Here is a 10,743-nt window from a genome sequence, read left to right as displayed (position 1 = left end):
ACAGCGAGGACGAACGACCTTGACACCGCCGAACCACGGCACACACTGCAAAGACGGGAAGCCAACCAACCCGAACTGTCGCCCATGTCCCCGAACGCTTTGTCACCGATGTCTCCGGAACACACACCCCGCTATGACGTGGTCGATCGCCGATGATCATGGGCAGTGAGGTGAAGCCTCAGCCCTCCTGGGGTGCTTCGGCGCCGGTGTAGAAGGCGGTCGTCCGGTCGGCGGCGGCCTGGGCACCCTCCGGGGTCGCGAACCCGGACTCGACGTTGGCGTCGCGCCACTTCTCGCTGGCCAGCGAGATGAACCGCTTGCCCTCCTCGGACATCCCCCAGGCCTCGACCGCCTTCGGGTCGACCTGCTCGCCGCCCGACGCGAAGTGCAGGGTCAGCCCGATCAGCGCCAGATCCCAGCCCAGCCCGACGGCGCCGGGGCCGTACAGGTCCCAGAACGCGAGCCCCTCGTCGTTGACCAGCGCGATGTGCTCGAGCTCGAACCGGGTCCGCTCGTCGCCCTCGGGGGTGAGCCGGACCTCGATCCAGCTGGTCTGGCCGTTGAACTCCCACGTGGCGGCGAAGCTCTTCGGCGGGTCGCAGCGCTCGACGGTGCCGCCGGCGTTGCCCTCGACCTGGTAGCGCCCGCCGAGCTTCAGCTCGCCCGTCACCGGCGAGAACCAGCGCGGGATGCGCTCCGGGTTGGTGCAGGCGTCCCAGAGGTCCTCGGTCGCCGCGGGGTAGGTCTGGCTGACGACGACGGTGCGCGCCTCGCCGGCCTCGATGGTCCGCGAGCCGACCTGCCGGCGCACGGAGTTGATCTGCTCGGAGACATCGATCATGGGGTGTTCTCCTGGTCCGGGTCGTCGCCGGCCTGCTGTTGCAGCCGGCGTTCGCGCTTGCCCCTGGCCAGCTCGGTCGCCAGCGCCTCCAGCGGTGGCGTCCAGAATCTCCGGAACCGGTCGAGCCACGCGTCGACGTCGCGCAGCGGCTCGGAGCTGACGGCGTACAGCCGGCGCGCGCCGTCGGGCCGCACCGTCGCGAACCCCGACTCTCGCAGCACCTTGAGATGCTGCGAGACCGCCGGCTGGGAGATGCCGAACTCCTGCTGGATGACCGACGTGACGGCGCCGGAGGTCAGCTCGCCGTCGGCGAGCAGCTCCAGGATCCGCCGGCGCACCGGGTCGCCGAGCACGTCGAAGGCATGCACACCCGCAACCTATCGCTCATCACTTATATAAGTCAACGCTGAACCTCATCGCCGTCGATGCCCGGGACCGGCCCGGCGCCCGGGGCCCCCTCTACGGTGTCGGCCACCGGCGACCCGGGGACCGTCACGGCGACGTCGGCCGGCGCGTTCTGCCGGCGGCTGCCGACGAGGAACGGCGCGGCCAGCACCTGGACCGCCGCGCCGATCGCCAGTGAGGTGCCGTAGCTGTACACGTCGGCCGCGCGACCGAGTACCGGCTGGATCACGACCCCGCCGGTGTTGCCCATCAGCGAGTCGAACGAGAGCACCGTCGCCCGCTGCTTGGACGGGATCATGTCGTTGAGATAGGCCTGCCGGATCGGCATCTCGGCGGCGAAGATCAGCGCCCAGAGCACGAGCAGCAACAGCGCGACCCAGAACACCTCGGTGACGGCCAGCAGCCCGAGGATGGCCGCGCTGGCCACCGTCCCCAGGATGAGCGCCGTGGTCCGCTTGCGGAACATCTTGCGGGCGTACGGTGCGGCGTACCCGCCGACCACCTGCGCGCCGGCGACGACGGCGGCAGCGAGACCCGCGATGGAGTAGGCGTCGGGGTCGCCGTAGAGCTCCAGCAGGTACGGCTGCAGCGCGTAGAACGTGTAGATGCCGACGCCGGACGCGAAGGGCGCCGCCAGCATGACCCAGCGCACCGGCGGGTTCTTCAGGCCGTGCTCGATGGAGGCCGACCAGATGCCCCGCACCGCCTGCGCCGTCCCCTCGGACCGGTCCGGAGTGAAGCCGAGGTCGCGCATCAGGACGGCCGCCACGCCGAACATCGCCAGCAGCACCGCGACCCGGAGCAAGAACGGGACGCCCAGGTCGGTCGCCTGCGCGATGACGCCGCCGGCCACCGACCCGCCCAGCATCGCCACGCCGGACACCATCTGGCCGCGGCCGAACACCGTCTCGAGGCTGCCGTCGTACCCGGCGAAGTGCAGCGCGTCGACCAGCCAGGCCTCGACGGCGCCGGAGAAGAACGTGAACCCGAGGCCGATCAGCACCGACACCAGCGCCCACGCCCAGAACGGCGCGCTGATCTGCCACATCAGGTAGTACAACGCGGTCGACGCGGCCAGCGTGACGGTGCCGAGCAGGTACGACGCCCGCCGCCCGACGGTGTCCGCCACCACGCCCGTCGGGACCTCGAAGAGCACCATGCCGGCGGTGAAGAACGCGTTGGCGGCGAACGCCTCGAGGTTGCTCAGCCCGGCATCGAGCAGGAACAGCGTGTTGATGCCCCAGATGAACGACGCCGCGAGCGTGTTGCCGAGCATCAGGGTGATGTAGACGCCCTGGATGCGGCGGGCCTCGGGGTTCATGGGCACGGAGTCCTCTCGTCAAGCCGCGTCGACGCGACTCACCAAGGTACAAGTGCCCGTCGCCATGAACTATGCCCGACGGCCCGCCGCACGCACCAGAGAGTGGGTCAGGCCGTGCACACCACCCCGAAGCACTGGGCCGCCTCGTCGTTGCCGCTGGCCCGGTTGCCGCCGCCGTCGGTGGTGCCCGCGACCGCGTAGATGCCCCAGCCGCCGTTCAGCCGGGTGATGTTGCGCCGCAGCGTGTTGCCCGCGTTGGCGACGTGGATGCCGTCGCCCTCGTTGCTGCTCGCCGTGTTGGCCTCGAGCAGGTTCGCCGCGACGCCCGCGGACCCGGACACGTAGATGCCGGCGCTGTTGTTGCTGTTCGCGGTGTTGCTCAGCAGCCGGTTCGAGGCCGAGTTGTGCAGCTCGATGCCGTAGCTGAGCTGCGAGTTGGCCGCGTTGGTCTGGACGGTGTTCGAGTTCGACGACACGAGCTCGATGCCGGCGGCGTTCGGACCGCTGACGTTGAGGTTGTTCGAGCGGACGGTGTTGCCGTTGGACGACGTGAGCATGATGCCGGAGTCGCTGCTGCCGGAGACGCGGTTGTTGATGACCTGGTTGCTCGGCGCCGTCGTCAGCTCGATGCCGGCGTCGCCGCTGGCGGTGACGGTGTTGTTGTCGACGACGTTGAGGGTCGTGCTGGTCAGGCCGATGGCGCCGTCGCCGCCGGTGTTGATCGTGTTCTGCCGCAGCGTGTTGCTGCGCCCGCCGAGGATCTCGACGCTCCGGTCGCTGCTGGCGCTGACGTTGTTGAGCTCGACGAGGTTGCTCAGTGAGTTCTCGACGTAGATGCCGTCGGAGTTGTTGCGGACGGTGTTGCTGCGTACGACGTTGCTGTTGGAGTCGCCCAGGATCGCGATGCCGCGCTGCGACTGGAGCTCGACGGTGTTGCTGATGACGCGGTTGTTGGAGTCGGCGTTGGACAGCTGGATGCCGGCGACCTCGTTGTCGCGCACGACCAGCGCCGTGACCAGGTTGCCCACGGTGCCCGGGTTGAGCGCGACGCCGTGGTCGAACCCGGTGATCGTGCCGTTGCGGATGGTGACGTTGTCGAAGCCGTTGTTGCGGACGCCCACCCCGAGCCCCACGCCGTCGATGGTGCGGCCGTTGAGGTTCAGGGTGATGTTGTGCGCCCCGATGATCAGCCCGTCGCCCGGGCAGTCGGTCAGGTTGGCCGTCACGGTGGTGTTGGTGGTGACGACGGCGCCGCAGTTGGGAGCCGCTTGCGCGACACCGGGGATGAACACCGTCGCCATGACCACCAGGATCGCGGCCGCGGCCGCCGTTCTGAGGGGGGTTCTCATGGCCTTGACACTTCCGGCATTCCGGGAGGATTCGGTCAAGATGGCATGAGAGTTCGGTTATGTCCGGGTCGGACCCCGATCCCGCGGTTCTGGAGAACGTCCTCGAGCAGCGTCGGCCGGTCGGTCATGATGCCGTCGACGCCGAGGTCGATGAGCCGCTCCATCTCGGCGCGGTCGTTGATGGTCCAGACGTGGACGGCGAGGCCGCGGCGGTGCGCGTCGGCGACGAAGTCGGCCGTCACCACCGGGATGCCCGACTGCGACGGCGGCACCTGCAGCGCGTGGTGCCCGTGCAGCGTGATGCCGGTCAGCGGGCCGAGCGTGTTCAGCCAGAACGCCGTCGCCTGCGTGGTCCCCGGTGACGTGCTGATGTCGCGGTTGTAGAGCTTGAACCGGGTGACGGCGCTGTCGGAGAACGAGGCGACGACGGTGTCGGTGCCGCGGCCGAACTCGGCGAGGAGGTCGGCCATGGTGCGCTCGTACGGCGTGGTCTCGGGCCGGGTGCGCTTGATCTCGACGTTGAGCAGCACGCCGGGGAACGCCTCGAGCACCTCGCGCAGCGTCGGGATGCGGAAGTCCTCGGCCGTGTAGCCGGCCGGGGCCGGCCGGTCGCCGGTCGCGACGCCGCGGAACGTGTAGGCAGCCTCGTCCTGGCCGTGGCAGGTGCCGCAGCCGGGCACGAACCAGTACGCCGCGTCGAGCGCCCTGATCTGCGCCAGCGTCAGCGCGTCGACCCGGCCGGAGCCGTTCGTGGTGCGGTCGGCGGTGGTGTCGTGCAGGATCACCAGCTCGCCGTCGGACGTCGCGTGCACGTCGAGCTCGAGCACGTCGGCGCCCTTGTCGAGCGCCGTCTCGAACGCGTAGAGGGTGTCCGACGGCGCCTCGATCTCGCCGCCCTGGTGCGCGATGTTGAGGACGCGCCGCTCGAGCCACGGGTTCTGCGCGGCTGAGGCGGCCGGGGCGGCCGCTGCCGCCGTCGTCGGGATCAGCGCCGCGGCGACGACGCCGGCGGCCAGGAGACCGGTGAGCCTGTTCATGGCGGCACCGTAGTGGGTGGCGGTGACAGTCGCGCCGAACACCAGATGAACGTCGGACCCGCGGGTACGGTCCGCGCATGGCGACGTACCCCAGCGTGTTGCAGACCGTCATCGACACCACCGACGCCCGCGCCGCGGCGGAGTTCTACCGGCAACTGCTCGGCTACGTGTACCGGACCGGCCACGAGACCCCCGACCCCGCCGGCGACGACTGGCTGGTCGTGCACGACGCCGGCGGCCGCCACCGGCTGGCCTTCCAGCAGGTCGACCAGCTGACGCCGTCGACCTGGCCGGACGGTGCCGTGCCGCAGCAGCTGCACCTGGACATGACGGTGCCGTCGGTCGAGGAGCTGCTGATCCAGCACGACCGCGTGCTCGCGCTGGGCGGGCGCATGATCTTCGACCGCTTCGAGGACCCCGAGGAGCCGCTGCGCGTCTACGGCGACCTCGACGGCCACCCGTTCTGCATCTTCGTCGGCTGACGGCGCTCGCCGCGGATCGTTCGCGCGGTCGCGAGCAAGCCGCCACCCACCAGCGCGGCGAGCACCATGCGGCCCATCGTGCTGCCCGCGTAGAACAGCAGGGCGGCGGCCAGGATCACGGCGATCTCGGTGACGGCGTACCGGCGCCGCTCGTGCCGCATGGCCCTCGAGACGGCCGCGGCACCACCCAGTGCCGCGATGAGCAGCACGACGAGCACGATCGCCAGTCCCTGCGGCTCCTGGCGGTAGCGCGCCACGGCGAGGCCGACGCCGGTGCCGACGGCTCCCGGACCTGCGACGACCGAGGCCGGCAGCGCCCACGCCGGCCACCGGTGATGGCGAGGAGGCGCGTCCTGGATGCCCGTCACGTTCGCAGTGTGGCAGGCACCGGCGACATTCGGCACCGCTCAGGCGGACGGCGAGGGCTGGGCAAGGCGCTCGGCGAGGAACTCCTCCCAGGTGCGGGTGCCGAGGTCGGCACCGTCGGCCGTCAGGTTGGCGCCGTCGCGGTAGGCGCGGCCGGCCCGGCCGGGCATCCGCACGGGCAGCAGCGCCCGACGTTTCCCGGCCGCCCGCAGGTACGAGCGCATCAGCTCGCCCATCGGCACGATCCGCGGGCCGGCGAGGTCGGGCACCGGGCCGGCCGGCTCGCCGAGGGTCAGCTCGGTCAGCCGGGCGGCCACGTCGCGGGCGTCGACCGGCTGGAAGCGCAGGCCGCCGGGGACCGGCACCACGGGGAGCCGAGCCATCGCCGTCGCCGTCCTCAGCACGAGGTCGTGGAACTGGGCGGCGCGCAGGACGGTCCACGGCACGCCCGAGCCCGTCACCGCCTCCTCGGCCGCCAGCTTCATCCGGAACCAGCCGATCGGGACACTGCCGGCGCCGATCGCCGAGATGTGCACGAGGTGCTTCACGCCGGCCCGCGCGGCGGCCTGAGCGAGCGCCGTCGTCGCCTCGGCGTCGCCTTTGGGTCCGCCGGCGAGGTGCAGGACGACCTCGACGCCGTCGAGCGCCGCGTCGAGGCGGCGGGGCGCGCCGGCCGTGCGGAGGTCGGCGGTCACGTGCTCGACGGCGTCGGCCGCCGGTTCGCGCGGGGTGCGGCTGAGGACCCGGACGGTCCGGCCGGCCGCGGTCAGCCGTGGCACGATGAGACGTCCGAGGGTGCCGGTGCCGCCGGTCACGAGGAGAGGTGTGGTCATATTCAGCTGACCCGCGGCGATGGAGGAATGTGACCGGATGAGCGAGGACGATTTCGAGCGGCACCGGCCGCACCTGCGCGCCGTCGCCTACCGCATGCTGGGGTCGCTCACCGAGGCCGACGACGCCGTTCAGGAGACCTGGCTGCGCTACCAGCGCACCGACACCGCCGCCGTCGAGAACCTGGCCGGCTGGCTGACGACGGTGGTCAGCCGCGTCTGTCTCAACCTGCTGCGGGCCCGCGCGACTCGCGCCGAGGAGCCACTGGACGACGGCGACGGCGTCAGCCTGCGACTCCCCGACCCGATCGTCAGCCCGCTGACCGGCCCGGACCCGGAGCAGGAGGCGCTGCTCGCCGACTCCGTCGGGCTGGCGCTGCAGGTGGTCCTCGACACGCTGTCGCCGGCGGAGCGGCTGGCGTTCGTCCTGCACGACCTGTTCGCGGTGCCGTTCGACGAGGTCGCGCCGTTGGTCGAGCGGACCCCGGAGGCGGCGCGCCAGCTGGCCAGCCGGGCCCGGCGCCGGGTCCACGACGCCGCCCCGGTCCCCGACGCCGACCTCGCCCGGCAGCGGGTCGCCGTCGACGCGTTCTACGCCGCGGCTCGCGACGGCGACTTCGACGCGCTGGTCTCGGTGCTCGACCCCGAGGTCGTCCTGCGCGCCGACGGCGGTGCGTCGCGGACCCGCCCGACGGTGCTGCTGCGCGGTGCGCGGACGGTCGCCGGGCAGGCGGCGACGGCGCAGCGGCTGTCGACGTACGTGCGGCCGGCGCTGGTCAACGGCGCGGCGGGTGCGGTGGTCGTCATCGCCGGGCGGGTGTTCGCCGTCATGGCGTTCACCGTCACCGAGGGCCGCATCGCCGCGATCGACGTCCTCTACGACCCGGCCCGGCTGGACGCGATCGACCCGACAGCCTTCGCGGTGGCCGATGCGTGAGCCCTGGAACGCGAACCTCCACTACGACGCCCGGCTGGCGGACCTGGTGCCGGCCGGGGCGCGCGCGGTGCTCGAGGTCGGCTGCGGCGACGGCTTCCTGGCCGCCCGCCTGGCCGAGCGGTCCCCGTCGCCGCAGGTCGTCGCGCTGGACGTCGATGCGCCGGTGCTCGCCCGCGCCCGGTCGCGCTTCCCGGACGCCGCCGTCGACTGGACCCACGGCGACCTGCTGACGCACCCGTTCGAGCCCGCCTCGTTCGACGCCGTCGTGTCCAACGCGACCCTGCATCATCTGCCCGACACCGCCGCGGCGCTGCGCCGGCTCGGCTCGCTGGTGCGTCCCGGCGGCACGCTGGGCATCGTCGGCCTCACCCGGACCGAGCGACGTGACCTGCCCTGGTCCGTGGCCGCGTCCTTGTCGCTCGGCGTGGCGAACCGGGTGCGCCGCAAGTGGGACCACAGCGCCCCGCTGCACTGGCCGCCACCGCACACCTACCGCGAGCTGCGCGCCTGTGCGACGGCGACGCTGCCCGGCGCGCGCCTGCGGCGGCTGCTCATGGGCCGCTACCTGCTCACCTGGCGAGCGCCGGGGCCGGCCGCCTGAGGCGGGTTTCGGGCGGGCCGCCCGGTCAGTCGCCGAAGGTGAGGACCGGCCGGCTCCAGCCGGTGTCCGCGACGCCGTCGTCGAGGGCCGCGCCGATGGCCCGCTCCTCGTAGCGGAAGTGCGACTCCATGATCGCCGCGAGCCCGTCGAGCTCGCCCTGGATCCGCCGCTCCCGCTCCGGCGTGACGCCGCCCTGCGACTCGCGCGCCAGGTCCTGGACGGTGCCGAGGATCCGGGCGATCAGCCAGTGGTCCTCCTCGAGCGCGTCGACGGTGGCCTCGAGGTCGGGCCGGACGCGTAGCAGCTCGGCGAAGAGGCCGCCGTCCTCGCCCTCGTGATGCGCGGTGAGTGCTGCGCAGAACCCCAGACAGTGGGCGAGCAGATCGCCGTCGGCCCCGTCGCCCTCGCGCCCGGCGCCGGGCCCGTCGCCGCCGGGGGCCGAGCGCAGCCGCCGCAGCCGCTCCCGCAGGGTCGCGTGCGCCGCGGCGAGCTGTCTGCTCCATGCGGTGGTGCGGTCGAGGTCGCCGTCGGGCACCAGTCCATCCGACCAGGCCGCGCCGCTCCCACGCAACCGCGCTCTGGCCGGCGGAGCCGAGGCTCGGTCCCTGACGGCCGCCCGGTCACGGCCGCCCGGTCACGGCCGCGCGGCGGCCCGGCGCAGGCCCGGGATCAGCACCAGCCCGACGGCGAGGTGCATGTGTGCGAGGTACACCCGGGCCGCCGTCGTCGCGTCGGCGGTCAGCGGGCCCATCAGCGACAGCAGCAGGACCGTCACCGCGACGATCGTCCACACCCGCCGGGCGTCCGGCCGGCGTCGTTGCAGCAGGGCGAGCAGACCCCACCCGGCCAGCGACACGACCAGCGCGGCTCCCAGCACCAGGGGCAGGCCGACGTCCATCGTCCAGCCGCCCGTGGTCACCTCGAGGTCGGTTCCGGCGATCTCCGCGACCACCCACGGCACCGCAGCTGCCGCCATCGCCCCCGCGACCGCCAGCACACCCCGCTGCCGCACGGGCCGGCTCGTCGTGATCTCCTGCGTCGTCATCGCGTTCTCCTGTCACTCTGGTGGGGGCGATGCCCGGACAGCACGACGACGACGCGGCCCGGCGAAACGTCAGGCCTCACGTTTCGCGTCGCTGCCTCGTCGTCGGATGAGAGGAGAGGAGGTCCACGGTGACCGATCCGAGCCTGACGGCGATCATGAGCGAGCGGCGACAGCTGATCAACCTGGCGTACCGGCTGCTCGGCTCGCTGGCCGACGCCGAGGACGTCGTGCAGGAGACCTACGCGCGCTGGTACGCGATGTCGGAGGAGCGGCGCGACGCCGTCGAGACCCCCGCGGCCTGGCTGACCACCGTCGCGAGCCGCATCTGCCTCGACCTGCTCGGTTCCGCGCGGGCCCGGCGCGAGAGCTACGTCGGTGACTGGATCCCCGAGCCCGTCCCCGACCGGACCGAGTGGCCCGGCGGGCCGTCCGCCGGCGCGACGGCGGATCCCGCCGACCCGGCCGAGCGGGTCACCCTCGACGAGTCGATCAGCATGGCCTTCCTCGTCGTGCTCGACTCCATGACCCCGGCCGAGCGCGTCGCGTTCGTGCTGCACGACGTCTTCCGCTATCCGTTCGCCGAGGTGGCCGACGTCGTCGGGCGCAGCCCGGCCGCCTGCCGCCAGCTGGCGTCGTCGGCCCGGCGCCGCATCCGCGACGCGCAGCCGCCCGCCGCCGCCGCCACGCCGTCGACCCGCCGCGCCGAGCTGGTCCGCGACTTCAAGGACGCCTGGGCGGCCAAGGACATCCAGGCCCTCGTCGGGCTGCTCGACCCCGACGCGACGGCGGTCGCCGACGGCGGCGGCCTGGTCACCGCGCTGGGACCGGTCGACGGCGGTGCGCAGATCGCCCGGGCGCTGGTCGAGATCCTCGAGGGCGCGCAGGAGCTGACGATGTTGGAGCGGACGGTGAACGGCCAGCCCGGCCTGGTGCTGCAGGAGGACGGCGCGACGGCGACGGTGCTCGCGTTCGACGTCGCCGGCGACCGCATCACGCACGTGTGGGCGGTCCGGAACCCGGAGAAGCTGCGACCCTGGACGAACTGACGCGCTGGCGCACCCGACTTCCGATCATGCGAACATGTGTTCGATACTGGCGTCATGTCGTCCGTTCACTGGCTGGAAGAACCACCGCTCGACGTCCTCGAACTCGATCCGGGTCAGCTGGAGATCAAACTCCGCGTCTACACCGAGCCGTCGGGCCTCTACACCGCGGTCCCCGTGGTCATGGGCGACCGGTCCAGCCGGCGGGTGCAGGGCCGGCTGGTCGCGTGGGGACGGCGGCGCGGTGAGGGCCGGTGGCGCTACCTGCTGGTGGTGTGGCCGGACCGGCAGTCCGACCAGCTGGGGCGGCTGGCCTGGCGGTGGCGGTCGGCGTGGTGCGTGTTCGACCCGCGCCGGGTCCGGCCGGCGCACCGGTCCGAGGTGGTCCACGGCGGCACCACGTACTCCGAGGACCTCTCCGCCGCCATCCGCCGGGTCCTGCCGCCGGGGCACGAGCTCGCACCCGAGCCGGAGCCGTACCGCTGA

General features: G+C 72.6%; 14 protein-coding genes. 5 read left to right on the top strand and 9 right to left on the bottom strand.

The window, feature by feature from the left end; all coding sequences use genetic code 11:
• Positions 1-178: 178 nt before the first annotated feature.
• From E1212_RS10550 to E1212_RS10530, 5 genes are all read right to left on the bottom strand, one after another.
• On the bottom strand, positions 179-841 hold the full coding sequence (locus tag E1212_RS10550; RefSeq protein ID WP_131982069.1) for an SRPBCC family protein: 663 nt from the start codon (positions 839-841) through the stop codon (positions 179-181).
• Positions 838-1,209, bottom strand: a complete 372-nt coding sequence (locus E1212_RS10545; RefSeq protein WP_131982067.1) for an ArsR/SmtB family transcription factor — start codon at positions 1,207-1,209, stop codon at positions 838-840. Before E1212_RS10545 ends, E1212_RS10550 begins: the two co-directional genes overlap by 4 nt.
• Before the next feature lie 32 nt (positions 1,210-1,241).
• The gene (locus tag E1212_RS10540) at positions 1,242-2,567 is read right to left on the bottom strand and encodes an MFS transporter (protein WP_131982065.1); all 1,326 of its coding nucleotides are present in this window, start codon (positions 2,565-2,567) and stop codon (positions 1,242-1,244) included.
• Positions 2,568-2,674: 107 nt separating this feature from the next.
• Positions 2,675-3,916, bottom strand: a complete 1,242-nt coding sequence (locus E1212_RS10535) for a right-handed parallel beta-helix repeat-containing protein (RefSeq protein WP_131982063.1) — start codon at positions 3,914-3,916, stop codon at positions 2,675-2,677.
• Positions 3,917-3,951: 35 nt separating this feature from the next.
• Entirely contained in the window at positions 3,952-4,953 is a 1,002-nt protein-coding gene (locus E1212_RS10530) for a glycerophosphodiester phosphodiesterase family protein (RefSeq protein WP_131982061.1), read from the bottom strand.
• 77 nt (positions 4,954-5,030) lie between these two features.
• Between E1212_RS10530 and E1212_RS10525 the strand changes: the two genes are divergently transcribed.
• Entirely contained in the window at positions 5,031-5,435 is a 405-nt protein-coding gene (locus tag E1212_RS10525) for a VOC family protein (RefSeq protein WP_131982059.1), read from the top strand.
• Here the strand turns inward: E1212_RS10525 and E1212_RS10520 are convergent.
• Together E1212_RS10520 and E1212_RS10515 are read right to left on the bottom strand one after the other, a co-directional pair.
• Positions 5,390-5,803 carry a hypothetical protein gene (locus tag E1212_RS10520; protein WP_131982057.1) on the bottom strand — a complete coding sequence of 138 codons (414 nt, stop codon included), beginning with the start codon at positions 5,801-5,803 and terminating at the stop codon, positions 5,390-5,392. The genes E1212_RS10525 and E1212_RS10520 overlap by 46 nt on opposite strands.
• A 39-nt stretch (positions 5,804-5,842) precedes the next feature.
• Complete coding sequence (locus tag E1212_RS10515) at positions 5,843-6,634, bottom strand: SDR family oxidoreductase (RefSeq protein ID WP_131982055.1); 792 nt, start codon at positions 6,632-6,634, stop codon at positions 5,843-5,845.
• Positions 6,635-6,671: 37 nt separating this feature from the next.
• Here E1212_RS10515 and E1212_RS10510 point away from each other — a divergent pair, with 37 nt between their 5' ends.
• Both E1212_RS10510 and E1212_RS10505 read left to right on the top strand, forming a co-directional pair.
• Positions 6,672-7,568 carry a sigma-70 family RNA polymerase sigma factor gene (locus E1212_RS10510; RefSeq protein WP_203416731.1) on the top strand — a complete coding sequence of 299 codons (897 nt, stop codon included), beginning with the start codon at positions 6,672-6,674 and terminating at the stop codon, positions 7,566-7,568.
• Complete coding sequence (locus E1212_RS10505) at positions 7,561-8,169, top strand: class I SAM-dependent methyltransferase (RefSeq protein WP_131982051.1); 609 nt, start codon at positions 7,561-7,563, stop codon at positions 8,167-8,169. Before E1212_RS10510 ends, E1212_RS10505 begins: the two co-directional genes overlap by 8 nt.
• A gap of 25 nt (positions 8,170-8,194) precedes the next feature.
• Here the strand turns inward: E1212_RS10505 and E1212_RS10500 are convergent, their stop codons facing one another.
• On the bottom strand, positions 8,195-8,704 hold the full coding sequence (locus tag E1212_RS10500; RefSeq protein ID WP_131982049.1) for a hemerythrin domain-containing protein: 510 nt from the start codon (positions 8,702-8,704) through the stop codon (positions 8,195-8,197).
• Between the two features lie 99 nt (positions 8,705-8,803).
• Positions 8,804-9,214: a DUF6069 family protein gene (locus E1212_RS10495; RefSeq protein ID WP_131982047.1), complete on the bottom strand. Its 411-nt coding sequence runs from the start codon at positions 9,212-9,214 to the stop codon at positions 8,804-8,806.
• 155 nt (positions 9,215-9,369) lie between these two features.
• On the opposite strand from E1212_RS10495, the gene sigJ reads away from it, so the two are divergent.
• Entirely contained in the window at positions 9,370-10,260 is an 891-nt protein-coding gene (gene sigJ, locus E1212_RS10490; RefSeq protein WP_131982079.1) for an RNA polymerase sigma factor SigJ, read from the top strand.
• Positions 10,261-10,314: 54 nt separating this feature from the next.
• The gene (locus tag E1212_RS10485; protein WP_131982045.1) at positions 10,315-10,743 is read left to right on the top strand and encodes a hypothetical protein; all 429 of its coding nucleotides are present in this window, start codon (positions 10,315-10,317) and stop codon (positions 10,741-10,743) included.

Origin of the sequence: Jiangella ureilytica, from assembly GCF_004348545.1 — a bacterium.
GTDB lineage: Bacteria > Actinomycetota > Actinomycetes > Jiangellales > Jiangellaceae > Jiangella > Jiangella ureilytica.
This window is presented reverse-complemented; position numbering and strand designations above follow the sequence as displayed.

Bases quoted from the DNA above. Each gene is read 5' to 3' on its own strand.
- E1212_RS10535 (WP_131982063.1), bottom strand. From the start codon at position 3,916: ATGAGAACCCCCCTCAGAACGGCGGCCGCGGCCGCGATCCTGGTGGTC.
- E1212_RS10485 (WP_131982045.1), top strand. From the start codon at position 10,315: ATGTCGTCCGTTCACTGGCTGGAAGAACCACCGCTCGACGTCCTCGAA.
- E1212_RS10550 (WP_131982069.1), bottom strand. From the start codon at position 841: ATGATCGATGTCTCCGAGCAGATCAACTCCGTGCGCCGGCAGGTCGGC.
- E1212_RS10525 (WP_131982059.1), top strand. From the start codon at position 5,031: ATGGCGACGTACCCCAGCGTGTTGCAGACCGTCATCGACACCACCGAC.
- E1212_RS10515 (WP_131982055.1), bottom strand. From the start codon at position 6,634: ATGACCACACCTCTCCTCGTGACCGGCGGCACCGGCACCCTCGGACGT.
- E1212_RS10530 (WP_131982061.1), bottom strand. From the start codon at position 4,953: ATGAACAGGCTCACCGGTCTCCTGGCCGCCGGCGTCGTCGCCGCGGCG.
- E1212_RS10505 (WP_131982051.1), top strand. From the start codon at position 7,561: ATGCGTGAGCCCTGGAACGCGAACCTCCACTACGACGCCCGGCTGGCG.
- E1212_RS10510 (WP_203416731.1), top strand. From the start codon at position 6,672: ATGAGCGAGGACGATTTCGAGCGGCACCGGCCGCACCTGCGCGCCGTC.
- E1212_RS10495 (WP_131982047.1), bottom strand. From the start codon at position 9,214: ATGACGACGCAGGAGATCACGACGAGCCGGCCCGTGCGGCAGCGGGGT.
- E1212_RS10540 (WP_131982065.1), bottom strand. From the start codon at position 2,567: ATGAACCCCGAGGCCCGCCGCATCCAGGGCGTCTACATCACCCTGATG.
- sigJ (WP_131982079.1), top strand. From the start codon at position 9,370: ATGAGCGAGCGGCGACAGCTGATCAACCTGGCGTACCGGCTGCTCGGC.